This window comes from Allomuricauda sp. R78024, assembly GCF_044596045.1.
Taxonomy (GTDB): Bacteria; Bacteroidota; Bacteroidia; order Flavobacteriales; family Flavobacteriaceae; genus Flagellimonas.
The window spans coordinates 932,098-946,618 of record NZ_CP138995.1 but is presented as its reverse complement, the minus strand read 5'-3'; the positions used below and the strand labels follow the sequence as shown (position 1 = coordinate 946,618).

Here is a 14,521-nt window from a genome sequence, read left to right as displayed (position 1 = left end):
TCAACAAGGTATAACCGCAATTACGGCGGATTCGACTACATCCGAATCCACTCGGAATTACTAGAGTCAGTAAAAAACAAACAATGAACCTCAACCAAATAACCGTCCCTTCCTTAAATCTAACAAAATCAATCCCCTTTTATGAAAAATTGGGGTTAAAACTAATCGTAAAGGCCCTACCCCATTATGCCCGTTTTGAGTGCCCAGACGGTCATGCCACTTTTTCTATACATTTGGTGGAGCAATTGCCCAAAGGGGATGGCATTTATGTCTATTTTGAGTGCGACAATTTGGATGAATACATAGCCGCCCTCACACAAAAAGAAATCGTTTTTGACGAGCCGCCCAGTGATAGGCCTTGGCTTTGGCGAGAAGCAAGATTAAAAGATGTTGATGGAAACCAAATCATCTTATATCATGCTGGAGAAAACAGGTTAAACCCGCCTTGGAGAATTAAAAATTAAACCACAGACTAAAAACCATTCATGAGCATAAAACAGACATCAACCACAGCGTACTTCGTTTTTCTCTTATTGTTTTCCTTCTGTTTACAGGCACAACAAACGCAGACAGATAGCTATACCCAATACGAACTTTTAGCACCAGACACCCAATCTTTTCGTATTGTGTATGATGTAAGTGGAACAACTTCTGGCGCAAAATACTACTGGAACACGCTCAGAAAAGGCAGCGAACACAAGGTAAACAAAGTTTGGGATCTCTTTTCAGGAAAAACATTGGTCTGGGAAATTGTAGATGGGAAAACCGCTGCACAAAATGGATTGGCCAGAGCTTCTGAAGATACCGATTACCTTCAAGTGACCTTGGCGCGACCAATTTCTAACAACGGACAGGCAAGAATACGTATTGACAAAACCTATAAAGACCCTGCCAGTTATTTTAGTGAAGATAATACCATTGTATTTTCAAGATCATTGGGCATCAAACGCAATAGCATTATTTTACCTTCGGGTTATGAGTTAACACATTGCAATTACCCATCACAAGTACAACTTACAGCTGATGCCCGTATTAAGGTAAGTTTCTTAAATCGTGGTGCGCAGGCAGTGCCCCTAACAATAAAAGCAACAAAGCTCACTTCAAAAATAGAATTGCCCCAAGAAGAAAGTTATGTGCCCACAAATGGAAGCGGAAGAGATGCCTCTAAAGCACGTTTGGGTTGGCAGTTTAACGAGCGTGCATTTCAAAACAGAGACATCGTTTATTTTTTACAGCAACCAGAAACCCATTCCTTTTTGTTATATCACGATTATACCGAAACAAGACTTGGTATGGATCGCTACATAAATGTTGTTAGACCTGGTAGTAAGGCATCTAAACCCTCTGCTATTATCTTGGATACTGGGGAAGAATTGAAGGTTGAAACCTTAAAAGGAGAGGCAATTTCAAAACGCGGTATTACCATCAATTCAGAAATCACTCCAGAAACAGAAGTCGTTGCTATCTGGTATGATCCCCTAAAAGAAGGGGAAACCAAACGCCTTCGCATTACTGAAACCTACACTGATGCCAATCGTTACATGGTCTATAAAAATCAATTGGTGTGGGATAGGAGTTTTGGCAGAAATAGAAACACGGTGGTGCTCCCTTCGGGTTGGTTTTTGACCACATCTTCCATTCCGGCAATAATTTCTCAAAATGAGGACGGGCTTACCACGCTTCGCTTTGTAAATGACCGCCCAGACCTTATTGATGTTTATATAAAAGCACAACGAAAAAATTAATAGAATCCCGTTTGATTTTAAGGAAAAACCAAAGTCTCTTCTCTCATCTTTTTTCACTTGATTATCTTATCTTGTAGGTCGTTACATGAAACATTTTTTTGCTCTCCAGAACCAACGCAAAACACCTTCAAAAATGAAAAAACACCTCAAAATTGTATTTCTCTTCGCTTTTCTAAGTTGTGCCTTTACCCTTTTGGCACAGGACAAAACAGCAACAGCTGAATCAACCACAATTGATAAAAATTTTTATGAAGGACTGGAGTGGCGTAACCTTGGGCCAAATCGCGGTGGACGATCTTTAGGATGTGCTGGTAGTCCAAGCAGACCCAACGAATACTATTTTGGTGCTACCGGTGGCGGATTGTGGAAAACCACGGATGGAGGTAACGAATGGAAAGCCGTTACTGATGGCCAAATAACCAGTTCATCTGTCGGTGCTGTGGCGGTTGCCGAAACCAATCCAGATATCGTCTACATTGGTATGGGAGAAGTGCAATTGCGCGGAAGCATTACCCAAGGTGATGGTGTCTATAAAACGATTGATGGTGGAAAAACATGGAGTCATTTAGGCCTAAAAGAAACACAAGCTGTGTCACGCATCAGAATTCATCCTACAGATCCAGATATTGTCTACGTTGCGGCCTTGGGTCATCCTTATGGGGACAATGAAGAACGTGGTGTATTTAGAAGCACAAATGGCGGTGAAACTTGGGAAAAGGTATTGTATGCAAGTCCAAAAGCAGGTGCAGTAGATTTGATCATCGACCGTAATAATCCAAAAGTTTTGTACGCCAGCACATGGGAAGTACAACGCAAAGCATGGAAAATGTGGGGCGGTGGCGGCGACTGTAAGCTATGGAAGTCGGTAGATGGTGGTGATACTTGGACAGACCTTACCGGTAATGCTGGAATGCCCGCTGGACCTATAGGAAAGATTGGAGTAACGGTTTCTCCTGTAGATTCAAATCGAGTTTGGGCCATTGTAGAAGCTAATGAAGGAGGGGTTTTTCGTTCAGATGATGCTGGCAAGACCTGGGAACGGACCAACGATGAGCGGAAACTGAGACAACGTGCCTTTTATTATTCTAGAATTTATGCCGATCCTTTGGACAAAGAAACGGTGTATGGTCTCAATACCAGATTTTATAAATCAACAGATGGTGGTAAGACCTTTGACACTATTATAAAAACACCACATGGCGACAACCATGATTTATGGATAGACCCCAGCAATCCTGATCGTATGATCAATTCCAACGACGGGGGTGGAAATGTCAGTATCAATGGAGGAAAGAGCTGGACAGAACAGGATTACGTGACCACACAGTTTTATCATGTAATGGCAACCAACGATGTGCCTTATCATGTTGCTGGTGCGCAACAAGATAACAGTACATTGGCTATGCCCAGTGACGGATGGGACCATATGCAAGCAAGAGGACCCAACCATGGCTGGTTCTATGCTGTTGGCGGTGGCGAAAGTGGATGGATTACCCAACATCCCGAAAATCTGGATATTTTTTATGCGGGAAGCCAAGGCGCACTATTGACTCGCTATGACCGTAGCAATGGACAATCTAGAGATATTCAGGTATATCCTCGGTTTTTTTCTGGCGAACCTGCTGAAGCACTTCCGGAGCGTTGGCAATGGACCTTCCCCATTATGTTTGCGCCACAGGACTCCAACGTAATGTATACCTGTTCACAACATGTATGGAAAACAACGGATGATGGACAATCTTGGGAGAAAATCAGCCCTGATTTAACGTATGCGGACCCCACTACCTTAGGAAAAACAGGAGGAATAATCACCATGGATATGAACGGCCCTGAAATCTACGCGACCGTTTTTGCCTTGGCACCCTCCTTCCATGACATCAATACTATTTGGGCCGGATCAGATGACGGAAAAATACATATTACAAGAGACGGAGGTGGAAATTGGCAGGACATTACCCCTAAGGATTTACCAAAATTCTCCAGAGTTAGTATTATAGATGAATCTAAACATCGCCCGGGAACCTTGTTTGTTGCCGCCAATCGCTATCAGGTGGATGACAGACAGCCTTATGTATTTAAAACGCATGATTATGGCAAAACATGGACAAAAATTATAAACGGAATTGAAGATGGTCATTTTGCTAGAGCGATTCGTGAGGATCCCGTAAGGCAAGGACTCCTGTTTTTAGCAACTGAGCATGGTGTTTATTTTTCTATGAACGATGGTGCCGTCTGGAAAAGTTTACAATTAGAGTTACCAGATACCCCTATCCGCGATTTAGTGGTTAAAGACAATGATGTGGTTTTGGGCTCACATGGCCGTGGATTTTGGATTTTGGATGATATTCATCCCTTGAGGCAATATAAGGACGACATGAAAGATCAAGCTGCCGTCCTTTTTAAACCTTCGGATGCCATTAGAGGTGTCCAAGATGCATCTATCCAATATTATCTTAAAGAGCAATTGGACACCATCACTTTTGAAGTTTTGGATGCCAATGACAACCTCATCAATACGTTCACTGGAAGCAAGCCTGAATATGAAGAAGACCCCAACATTCCATGGTGGCAAAAAGGAGGCTCATCAAAACCCACTACTGCGAAGGGCATTAATACCTTTACCTGGGATTTGAGATATCCCGGTGCTACTGAATTTGAAGGAATGATTATTTGGAGTGCTCGTCCTCAAAGGGGTCCCAAAGTTCCTTTGGGCACTTATAAAATCAGAATGAAAACAAAGGATTATGAGAAAACGTATCCTTTCTCCATTTCGATGGATCCTAATCTTAAAGGGATTACAGAAGCTGATTTAAAAGAGCAGTTTGAGCTGGCCAATAACATTATGCAGAAGACCAGTTCCGCCAATGAAGCTGTTATCCATATTCGTGAAATGCAAAATAAAATTAACACCAACAAGGAAAAAATCTCAAGTTCAGCTCTCAAAAAGACCATTACTCCTTTCTTGAATAAAATCACTGCAATTGAAGAAGAATTGTATCAGGTTAAAAATCAGTCAGGTCAAGATCCTTTGAATTTCCCAATAAAACTGAATAACCGACTGGCATCCTTAAGGCGTAGTGTTGAAAGTGGTGATGCTAAGCCCACCAACGGAGCGTATAAAGTTTACAAAGAACTTTCCGCAGAATTGGAAGAACATCTTGGCAATCTAAATGGGGTTTTAAAGAAAGATTTGCCAAAGGTGAATGCTGTTTTGGAAGATATAGGTGCAGAGCCCATTAAAAAAATGAAATAGAAGCCCTAGTCATGGTTTTTATGATGATAAAAAACCATGACTAGTCTTTCATAAGAAGAACTTACTTATTAATCAGAACCCAAAGCTCTACTTCTTCAGAAGAACGCCAGTGTTGATCTCGCTTTGTTTTTTCAGAAGCAGCTTTCACTGTTTTTTTAAAGCATTTTTCCAATTGAAATCTCCCACCTTCAGCTAGTTCCTTCTCTATTGGATGGTCTTTTGTCAAATTAGTTATTTGAGCTAAATTAGAGAATACGATGACGAGTTTTCCTTCAGGCAACAGCCTTTTTTTTGCTCCTGCAAAGAAATCAGGGAATAGATTTTTATTGTAATAAATAGCCTCGTCATTTCTATCCAGATGATGGAGTTCTGGTAACCAAGGTGGATTAAAAACAATCAATTCGGTCTGCTTTTCCCACTTGCCAAAAAGATGTCCTAAATCTAATGCTATCTTTCTAGACAACTTGGTATCTGCCATATACTCTGTTAGTCCAACAATCGCATTAGGATTTGTGTCTGTGCCAAAAACCTTCTGAAACCCATATTTTATCATTTGAAAAGAAAGTACGCCACTCCCTATCCCAACATCTATTGCGGACTTTTTAGGTCCTTTATAACGTTTTAACCAATTGTCGAAGAGTTTCAAATGATCAAAACGAGTAGGAAAATAAGTGCCGTAATATGGATGTACTTTATTTCGTAATACCGGAATGGAAATCCCATTTTGGTACCATTGCCAAGAACTATTTAGGCCTTGAACTTTAGGAAAGGACAATAGGAAATCGCCAGTTTCTGGATAAAGTTTTTCTAACCAACCAATAGAAGGTGACTTTTTTACTGTCAATTTATGATCTGCAATTTCTATTAAAATAAGATTTGACAGCTTACGATATTCTGACCGATACTCACGTTGCTCCTGAAAAGACTTGTTAGGTAACTTTCTTTTAAGATGTCTATGCAACTCCTTAAGAAGTAACGATCCATTGTTGTAAAAAGCTGCTATTAATACCGATTTACCAGCTTCCAATATTTCGATTGCAAGCCTAGGGTCTGTAGCGCCATCAAACAGTTCTAATTGTTTTCCAGACACAATAGGTTCTGGCTTGTTTATATTTATATCTGTGATCATAGATTGGTTTTGCTTTCACATAAACGGGTCGCATCTTATCTAGTAATTCCTGCGACTTATGTGATTGATAAAAAATTAAAATCAAGTAAACTATTTAGTTCACTAGCTCATTTACTTTATGTGGATAGTCCGTGTTACGATTCTGGAACCTAAGAATAGTGTCTTTTATGATTACACCTTTATCAACATTTATGGCATTTTTAATGGTCTTGTTTTCATTCCAACTTTCGCGACCAGATATCACAGATGGTAGATGCACAATTAATGCGGCCGAAATGGATCTGGAAGCACTTTCCCAAAAATAACTTGGTGTATGATCTACTGCATAGTAATCAATTTTATCAATTGCTATGAGAGGATTTTTAAAAGTGGTAGGTTTTGCAAAATAAAATCCCATGCCTTCATCACAACTCACATCTATAATTAGTGTGCCGGGTTTAAGCATAGATTTTTCATCTTCTTTTACATAATCAATTGGGGCATCTGTATCCTGATACGTTCCATTAATTATTATTTCAGATTCATGTATTAAATCCAATAACGGCCGTTCTGTGCCATCATGTTCAACAACAATCAATCGAGGCTCGTTCTCATTTCCTTTTCTAACCCTAGCATAATGTACATCTAGCACTTCTTCCCTAACCTCATGGTCCGGTCTTTGAATACAGATTGTAATATCTCTAAAGCCATGTGCTTTTAAGGCGTAAATGGCGCCTCTGCTTACAGCACCAAAACTAAAAATGATCACCTTTCGTTGGTTTCCATAATGACCATCTATTCCTTTTAATTGAAGTGCGTGTATGACCGCACTATAACCGGCCATTTCATTATTTTTATAAAAAGTATGCCTTCCCATTTGTCCGCTAGGATGCCACACATACATATCTTCAAAAGCAATCAAGGTTAACTTTTTATCTATAGCTGTTTGTGTAATTTGCATTTGTTGGGCGCAATGAGGGTACCCCCAAATAGTACCACCATCTTTTAGCTCTTCTAAATCAGATAAAATGGGTTTGGCAATAATGGCGGAACCAATGTCGGATAATATTTCACTTCGTGAAGCTATTCCACCTGTTAAGTCGCTAATTTCTTGGTCTTGTATATTGAAAGGTAAGCCATAACCCCTCTCAAAAATAAGTTGTCTGCGAATATGTTCCGGAAGTCTTTTTAAATGTTCTGGGTGAATAGGCACGCGCCTTTCATCTTCTTTTTTTGAAGTTCCAATAACTCCCATTTGTAAAAAAGCCATTTTTTTTTTGAATTGAAACGAATTGCAGAGTAATGACATGAGCAATGCGTAAGATTAAAATCACTATTAGATAGTTACTTACTAGCAATCAGGCATTAAGTTGGCCACTAGAGTTTCATTGATCAAAATAAGGGCTCAAAAAAGAAAGCCTCAGCAATTCGCTAAAGTTGTGCGAAGGGATAATTAATATCAACAGATGAATAATACTATGGTAAAGATAGTTGCAATTTTCCACATGTGATTTTCCTACGGAAAATTCTCATACACAAAACCGTCACCACATCCTATATTTTGCGCTTTCAAAAGAATTACCTTTTACATAAAAGAGCAATTCTTAGCCGTAGCTTTTCGTACCAATACAAATTATTGGTATTTTGGTGAATTCAAAATGAAAACAATACAACTACAATCCAACCCTGAGGTAAAAGCAGTTTTTAATCGCTATCCTGATACCGTTCAAAAGCAAATGGAACGTCTACGTGCCTTGGTTTTAGAAGTGGCAACGGAAGTAGGTGAAATCAAGTCTTTAGAAGAAACGCTCAAATGGGGAGAGCCCAGTTATTTGGCTAAAAAAGGAAGCACCCTACGCATGGATTGGAAATCCAAAGCGCCAAACCAATACGCACTCTATTTTAAATGCACAAGCCAATTGGTGCCCTCGTTCAGAACCGTGTTTAAGGACTTGTTTACTTTTGAAAAAAACCGAGCCATCGTTTTTCAGTTGGATGACAAACTTCCAGAAGCGGAACTAAAACAATGCATAAAAGCAGCGTTGACCTATCACAGTATAAAACACCTTCCATTATTAGGATTATAATTAAGCACCATGCAAAGCTATATTGACATGGCTGAGAAAAATGAAGCCCAATGTCAGCATTTGGTTGAGGAATGGGAGAGCAGGTGTACCAATTATCACAAGTTGGTAGATGACATAACCAGGGGGTTTATAAACAATCCCCTATTCATAACCCAACGTTAAAGTGTAACCTCTTACTACTTTGCTTGTTATCTTAGCATTTATAAGGCCTATGAAAAGAACACTTTTGATACTGCTATTATTCCTCTGCAATATTGTTTGGTCCCAAACCGTAATTGAAGAAGTTGATTTGGTCGACAGTGCTCTGGAATTAACAAAACAGGACGTAACCTATGACCCAAGTTATTTTTCCATTGACTATCCCAATGGAGATGTCCCAAGTAACAAAGGTGTCTGTACTGATGTTATAATTAGAGCCTATCGAAAAGTAGGTGTTGACCTCCAACAACTGGTCCACGAGGATATGAAGGCCAATTTTAATCTTTATCCAAAAATTTGGGGCCTTGGCACTACGGATAAAAACATTGACCATAGAAGGGTACCCAATCTAATGACCTTCTTTAAACGCAGAGGTGCAGAAAAACCAATATCAACCAATGCTGAGGACTATCTTCCGGGAGACGTTGTGTGTTGGAATCTAAGAGGTGCCATTACCCATATTGGTATTGTTGTAAATAAAAAATCAAGCGATAACAAACGGAATTTGATCGTCCATAATATTGGAAGTGGCCAGGTTATGGAAGACATGCTTTTTGACTTTAAGATTATTGGTCATTATCGCTTTATACGCGTTCAACCCACTAATTAGAAAACTGTATGTCACTGTATCAAAATTTAGCAGAAGTAGGCGCCAAGTTTATAAAAAAGCATACGCTCTTTAAATATGGGTTCAACCTATCCCCTATGTACCGTAGAAGTACGGGGAGAATAATCCATGTTTCAGAAGATTTATTAAGTATTACTATAAAACTCCCTATTACTTACAAGAACAGGAACTATGTCAATTCTATTTTTGGAGGTAGTATGTTTTCTGCGGTGGATCCAATTCCTATGGTACAATTGATCAATTTGCTTGGTACCGACTTTGTGGTTTGGGACAAATCTGCAGAGGTGTTCTTTAAACGTCCGGCAAAGGAAAATCTCTATGCCCATTTTACGTATACCTTGGAAGAATTGGAAAAAATTAGAAATCAGATTGCGCTCCAAAACGAGATGGAAATTCTTAAAACCACCTCACTCACCAATCAGGATCAAACCATAGTGTATTGTCAGGTTAAGAAAACCATTTATATAGCGGATAAAACCTATTTTAAAAAGAAAAGAGGAAACAAACGAGATTAAATAATCACATGATTATAGTATATTGTATGTCATAAAACGGAGTTTTTTTTTAAGCCTTCGGAATTAACTCAAAACATCTTTTCAATGACCGATCTGCAAATTGCCAAAGGCATCACACTTCAACCCATTTCAACAATTGCAAAAAAATTTGGAGTAGATCCGGACACCATTGAAATGTATGGGAAGTATAAGGCCAAGATCCCATTGCAGGCAATCGACAAAAAGAGTGCGGACAAAAGTCATCTTATTCTGGTTTCAGCCATTTCCCCAACACCAGCGGGAGAAGGAAAAACAACTATGTCCATTGGACTGACCGAGGGCCTAAATCGATTAAACAAAAAGACTACAGTGGTTTTACGGGAACCTTCTTTGGGACCGGTCTTTGGAATAAAAGGTGGTGCCACTGGTGGTGGGTATTCGCAAGTACTCCCCATGGAAGATATTAATCTTCACTTTACTGGTGATTTTGCCGCTATTGAAAAAGCCCATAACCTCTTGTCCGCTGTAGTTGATAACAATATTCAAAGTAAGACAAGGTCTTTGCGCTTAGATCCACGGACCATTGGCTGGAAACGAGTTATGGATATGAACGACCGTTCTCTACGACATGTTATTGTGGGCTTGGGCGGAACCGCATCTGGTGTGCCCAGGGAAACGGGTTTTGATATTACTGCGGCATCTGAAATCATGGCCATTCTTTGTTTGGCTGAAAACCTAAGTGATCTAAAAGAGCGGCTAGGAAACATTTTTATTGGCTATACGTTTGATAAAAATCCCATTTATGCCAAAGACTTAAAAGCCGAAGGCGCCATGACCGCATTGCTTAAAGATGCTATCAAACCCAATTTGGTGCAAACCATAGAAGGGAATCCTGCAATCATCCATGGAGGGCCGTTTGCCAATATTGCGCAAGGAACCAACTCCGTAATCGCCACACGAATGGGTATGTCCTATTCTGACTACACGGTTACCGAAGCTGGTTTTGGCTTTGACCTAGGCGCTGAAAAATTCTTTGATATTAAATGCCAAAGTGCTGGTTTAAAACCCGAAGTCGTGGTGCTTACTGCTACCATACGTGCTCTTAAATATCATGGCGGAGCGGATATTAAATCGCTGACAGAGCCCAATGTGGAAGCACTTAAAAAAGGACTGCCCAATTTGGAAAAGCATCTGGAAAATATTGCCAAATTCAATATAGTTCCTGTGATTGCCATTAACAAGTTTGTTACCGATACGGATGCCGAAATTGAGGTTATCAAAGAACTGGCTTCATCTAAAGGTGTTCGAGTGGCCTTGGCCGAAGTTTGGGCCAAAGGTGGGGAAGGCGCTGAGGAGTTGGCACAACATGTCATTGATGTGGTGGAGTCCAATGCTTCAGATTTTAAACCTTTGTATGATTGGACTTCTAGTGTTATGGATAAAATTAGCACAATTGCCACCGAAATCTATGGTGCGGAGCATGTAGATTATACTTCAAAAGCGAAAGCACATTTGCGGAAAATTTCCGATTTGGGCTTAGACCATTTACCTGTTTGTATTGCAAAGACCCAAAAATCGCTATCGGATAATCCTAAACTTTTGGGACGACCAAAAGACTTTATTATTACCGTTAGAGAGATTGAAATAGCTGTAGGTGCCGGTTTTTTGGTCCCAATTACAGGTGATATCATGCGAATGCCAGGCTTACCCGCACGCCCCTCATCTGAAGGTATTGACGTTAATGAGGATGGTGAAATCACCGGCTTGTTTTAGCTTACAGGATAACTCGCTTGATTAAATACGTTGTAACCAGTATCGCATATCAACCTCCTTTGTAATAATTTCTTTTACTTCTGATAATGACACACGTTGTTGCTCCATAGTATCTCTATGACGGATAGTAACTGTATCATCTTCTAAGGTTTGATGATCCACTGTAATACAGAATGGAGTACCAGCCGCATCTTGACGACGGTAACGACGCCCCACCGCATCTTTTTCATCATAGACCACATTAAAATCCCATTTGAGCTCGTCAACAAGTTTATGAGCAACTTCTGGTAAGCCATCTCGTTTTAGAAGAGGCAGAATTGCTGCTTTAGTCGGTGCCAATACTGCTGGAAGTTTAAGAACGGTCCTCGTTGTTCCATTTTCCAGTTCTTCTTCTTTTAAAGAGTTAGAGAATACAGCTAAAAACATACGATCTAACCCTATTGAAGTTTCCAAGACATAGGGAACATAACTTTCATTAAGTTCTGGATCAAAATATTGTAGTTTTTTGCCTGAAAATTTTTCATGCTGGCTCAAATCAAAATCAGTACGGGAATGAATACCTTCCAATTCTTTAAATCCGAAAGGGAACTTAAACTCAATATCAGCAGCAGCGTCCGCATAATGTGCTAGTTTTTCATGGTCATGAAAACGATAATTATCTTCTCCCATACCTAACGATAGGTGCCAGTTCATTCGCTTTTCTTTCCATTTTTCATACCATTCCTGTTGCGTACCTGGTTTGATGAAGAATTGCATTTCCATCTGTTCAAACTCTCTCATACGGAAAATAAACTGCCGTGCAACAATCTCATTCCTGAATGCTTTCCCTGTTTGGGCGATACCGAAGGGAATCTTCATTCGGCCTGTCTTCTGAACATTTAAAAAGTTGACAAAAATACCTTGAGCTGTTTCCGGGCGAAGGTAAAGGTCCATTGCACTATCTGCAGAAGCCCCCAACTTAGTACCAAACATTAAGTTAAATTGCTTAACATCTGTCCAGTTTTTAGAACCTGAAAGTGGACAGGCAATTTCCAATTCTTCAATCAGAGCTTTTACATCAGCTAAGTCTTCATTTTCCAAGGACTTGCCCAAGCGCTTTAGAATTCCATCTCCCTTTGTTTTGTAGTCAACCACTCGCTGGTTGGTCTCTAAAAATTGCTTCTTATCAAAACTTTCACCAAAACGTTTGGCCGCTTTAGCAACTTCCTTATCTATTTTAGCTTCTATCTTGGCTACATGATCTTCAACCAAAACATCTGCGCGATATCTTTTTTTGGAGTCTTTGTTGTCTATAAGTGGGTCGTTAAAAGCATCAACGTGCCCAGATGCCTTCCAGGTGGTAGGATGCATAAAAATGGCTGCATCAATCCCAACAATATTGTCATTGAGCTGCACCATGGCCTGCCACCAATATTCACGAATATTCTTCTTTAGCTCAGCTCCATTCTGCGCATAGTCATACACTGCACTGAGTCCATCGTAAATCTCACTGGATTGAAACACATATCCATATTCCTTTGCATGAGAGATAACTTTCTTAAAAATGTCTTCCTGATTTGCCATTGGGCAAAAATAGAATTTTACCCCAAAAGAAGAGGTTTATTTCAGCTGAAATTCTGTAGAAGCAAGAAGTCTTTCGTCCTCAAAAACATTAAGGGTGTAAATTCCTTCTTGCAAGGACGCTTCTGGAACTGTAATAGCATCACAAACGCTGATCTCTTTTCCCGTGTAAACGATTTCTACTTTTTTGCTGTAGGTATTACCACTAACCGAAATAGTACTGGCATTATCTTCTATAACGGCCATGTCAGGGCCTAAGAATTGTAGATAAAGCACTTTTACATCGCCATCTTCAGTTTCATCACTTAAAATGGTGACGCAGCCTCTTAATTTTTCTATTGTGGATGCCTTATTGGTTTTCAAAGGTCTTCCTGCTCTTAATCTAAACCCACTGCCCTCAGCATCTTGCAGTTTTAAGTAGCTTTTAATTTTAAGCTCTCTGCTAAGTTCTTTATTGGTTTCTCGCAATAAAGACTCGGCCTGTTCCATATTGTTTGCTCTTCCCCTTGCATCTTCCAACTGCTTTCGCGTTTCTTCAAACCTGCTTGCCAATAAGCTGTTGTTGTATCTGAGAAAGTTGTTCTTTAGTTTCAAGCTATCAAACTTGATCTCAAGCATACGAAGCTCTTTACGAGTCTCTTTTAATTTAGTAATACTGAAATTCAGACGGCCTACGGAATCCAATAATTGTTGTACCTTGAATCTTGAAGTTTGCAACTCAATATCATTAACCTCATTAAGTCCAGACAATCGATCTACCTCTGCTTTCATGAGCGTTAAATCCTTCACCAAAAGAGATTTTCCCTGCTCTAAAAAAGACATTTGATTTTTTGACTGCGCATAACTGTAGTAGAAGGCTATGAGAATACCCACAATTACAGCAACTAGTGCTGCAAAAATAATCTTGTAGTTGAAATTGTTATCCTGGGCATCCATGGGTTAATACACTACTATAATATGTAATAAGATTTGAATATAAAAAGGTTGGCTAAGATACTAAACGATATTAATAACATCCTATTGCCATTGGTCTGTTTTGGTTGTAATGCACAATTATCCAGAGGAGAAAGCATTTTGTGTACCGTTTGTCGACATGAATTACCACTCACCGATTACAACTATGCCGATGAGAATACCGTAGACCTTATATTTTATGGGAGAATTCCTATAAAAAAGGCAGCTTCTTTCGTGTTTTTTACCAAAAATGGTGTTGTTAAAAACCTCTTACATCATTTAAAATATAGAAATCAGGAGCAAATTGGAGCATTTTTTGGGGATTGGTATGGTGCCCTTTTAAAAGATGAGAAGGTGCTACAAAATGTTGATGTTGTAATTCCAGTACCGTTGCACCCAAAAAAGATAAAGAAAAGAGGGTATAACCAAGTAGCGTTGTTTGCCAAAAACATTGCAGCATCTATCCATGCAGAATATAGGGATGATGTGCTTACTAAAATCATTAATACCAAAACACAGACAAAAAAGGATAGACAATTACGTTGGGAGAATACAAAAGAAGTTTTTCAGTTGAATGCTTCTTCCAAATTTAATTTTAGCCATATTTTATTGGTTGATGATGTTATCACCACAGGTGCTACAATAGAAGCTTGTGCAAAAAAACTTCATCAAATTGGAAATATTGATATTTCTGTCCTTAGTATTGCTGTGGTTCCATGAG

General features: G+C 39.5%; 13 protein-coding genes. 9 read left to right on the top strand and 4 right to left on the bottom strand.

All coding sequences use genetic code 11. The features are described 5' to 3' along the window. Positions 1-83: 83 nt before the first annotated feature. The 3 genes from SJY44_RS04215 to SJY44_RS04205 all read left to right on the top strand — a co-directional run bounded on the left by SJY44_RS04215 (position 84) and on the right by SJY44_RS04205 (position 4,998). Positions 84-464 carry a VOC family protein gene (locus tag SJY44_RS04215; protein ID WP_396591400.1) on the top strand — a complete coding sequence of 127 codons (381 nt, stop codon included), beginning with the start codon at positions 84-86 and terminating at the stop codon, positions 462-464. A gap of 21 nt (positions 465-485) precedes the next feature. Then, on the top strand, positions 486-1,745 hold the full coding sequence (locus SJY44_RS04210; RefSeq protein WP_396591399.1) for a hypothetical protein: 1,260 nt from the start codon (positions 486-488) through the stop codon (positions 1,743-1,745). Positions 1,746-1,878: 133 nt separating this feature from the next. Continuing rightward, a complete protein-coding gene (locus tag SJY44_RS04205; protein ID WP_396591398.1) occupies positions 1,879-4,998 on the top strand; it encodes a WD40/YVTN/BNR-like repeat-containing protein in 3,120 nt (1,039 codons plus the stop codon). Between the two features lie 61 nt (positions 4,999-5,059). On the opposite strand, the gene SJY44_RS04200 is transcribed toward SJY44_RS04205, so the two are convergent. Both SJY44_RS04200 and SJY44_RS04195 read right to left on the bottom strand, forming a co-directional pair. After that, positions 5,060-6,127, bottom strand: coding sequence for a methyltransferase (locus SJY44_RS04200; protein ID WP_396591397.1), 1,068 nt, complete (start codon positions 6,125-6,127; stop codon positions 5,060-5,062). 94 nt (positions 6,128-6,221) lie between these two features. After that, entirely contained in the window at positions 6,222-7,376 is a 1,155-nt protein-coding gene (locus tag SJY44_RS04195; protein ID WP_396591396.1) for a N(5)-(carboxyethyl)ornithine synthase, read from the bottom strand. Between the two features lie 388 nt (positions 7,377-7,764). Here SJY44_RS04195 and SJY44_RS04190 point away from each other — a divergent pair, with 388 nt between their 5' ends. From SJY44_RS04190 to SJY44_RS04170, 5 genes are all read left to right on the top strand, one after another. Continuing rightward, positions 7,765-8,193, top strand: coding sequence for a DUF1801 domain-containing protein (locus SJY44_RS04190; protein ID WP_396591395.1), 429 nt, complete (start codon positions 7,765-7,767; stop codon positions 8,191-8,193). Between the two features lie 9 nt (positions 8,194-8,202). Further along, complete coding sequence (locus tag SJY44_RS04185; RefSeq protein WP_299214652.1) at positions 8,203-8,355, top strand: hypothetical protein; 153 nt, start codon at positions 8,203-8,205, stop codon at positions 8,353-8,355. 49 nt (positions 8,356-8,404) lie between these two features. Next, positions 8,405-9,001, top strand: a complete 597-nt coding sequence (locus tag SJY44_RS04180) for a DUF1287 domain-containing protein (protein ID WP_396591394.1) — start codon at positions 8,405-8,407, stop codon at positions 8,999-9,001. A gap of 8 nt (positions 9,002-9,009) precedes the next feature. After that, complete coding sequence (locus tag SJY44_RS04175) at positions 9,010-9,534, top strand: DUF4442 domain-containing protein (protein WP_396591393.1); 525 nt, start codon at positions 9,010-9,012, stop codon at positions 9,532-9,534. Between the two features lie 84 nt (positions 9,535-9,618). Then, positions 9,619-11,286 carry a formate--tetrahydrofolate ligase gene (locus SJY44_RS04170; protein WP_396591392.1) on the top strand — a complete coding sequence of 556 codons (1,668 nt, stop codon included), beginning with the start codon at positions 9,619-9,621 and terminating at the stop codon, positions 11,284-11,286. A gap of 21 nt (positions 11,287-11,307) precedes the next feature. Here SJY44_RS04170 and SJY44_RS04165 read toward each other — a convergent pair whose 3' ends face one another. After that, positions 11,308-12,849 carry a glycine--tRNA ligase gene (locus SJY44_RS04165; protein WP_396591391.1) on the bottom strand — a complete coding sequence of 514 codons (1,542 nt, stop codon included), beginning with the start codon at positions 12,847-12,849 and terminating at the stop codon, positions 11,308-11,310. A gap of 36 nt (positions 12,850-12,885) precedes the next feature. Further along, on the bottom strand, positions 12,886-13,782 hold the full coding sequence (locus SJY44_RS04160; protein ID WP_298924000.1) for a hypothetical protein: 897 nt from the start codon (positions 13,780-13,782) through the stop codon (positions 12,886-12,888). A gap of 48 nt (positions 13,783-13,830) precedes the next feature. On the opposite strand from SJY44_RS04160, the gene SJY44_RS04155 reads away from it, so the two are divergent. Next, positions 13,831-14,520, top strand: a complete 690-nt coding sequence (locus SJY44_RS04155) for a ComF family protein (RefSeq protein WP_396591390.1) — start codon at positions 13,831-13,833, stop codon at positions 14,518-14,520. Position 14,521: the final 1 nt, after the last annotated feature.

Coding starts and splice junctions, on each gene's coding strand:
- SJY44_RS04215 (WP_396591400.1), top strand. CDS start 84: ATGAACCTCAACCAAATAACCGTCCCTTCCTTAAATCTAACAAAATCA.
- SJY44_RS04210 (WP_396591399.1), top strand. CDS start 486: ATGAGCATAAAACAGACATCAACCACAGCGTACTTCGTTTTTCTCTTA.
- SJY44_RS04205 (WP_396591398.1), top strand. CDS start 1,879: ATGAAAAAACACCTCAAAATTGTATTTCTCTTCGCTTTTCTAAGTTGT.
- SJY44_RS04200 (WP_396591397.1), bottom strand. CDS start 6,127: ATGATCACAGATATAAATATAAACAAGCCAGAACCTATTGTGTCTGGA.
- SJY44_RS04195 (WP_396591396.1), bottom strand. CDS start 7,376: ATGGCTTTTTTACAAATGGGAGTTATTGGAACTTCAAAAAAAGAAGAT.
- SJY44_RS04190 (WP_396591395.1), top strand. CDS start 7,765: ATGAAAACAATACAACTACAATCCAACCCTGAGGTAAAAGCAGTTTTT.
- SJY44_RS04185 (WP_299214652.1), top strand. CDS start 8,203: ATGCAAAGCTATATTGACATGGCTGAGAAAAATGAAGCCCAATGTCAG.
- SJY44_RS04180 (WP_396591394.1), top strand. CDS start 8,405: ATGAAAAGAACACTTTTGATACTGCTATTATTCCTCTGCAATATTGTT.
- SJY44_RS04175 (WP_396591393.1), top strand. CDS start 9,010: ATGTCACTGTATCAAAATTTAGCAGAAGTAGGCGCCAAGTTTATAAAA.
- SJY44_RS04170 (WP_396591392.1), top strand. CDS start 9,619: ATGACCGATCTGCAAATTGCCAAAGGCATCACACTTCAACCCATTTCA.
- SJY44_RS04165 (WP_396591391.1), bottom strand. CDS start 12,849: ATGGCAAATCAGGAAGACATTTTTAAGAAAGTTATCTCTCATGCAAAG.
- SJY44_RS04160 (WP_298924000.1), bottom strand. CDS start 13,782: ATGGATGCCCAGGATAACAATTTCAACTACAAGATTATTTTTGCAGCA.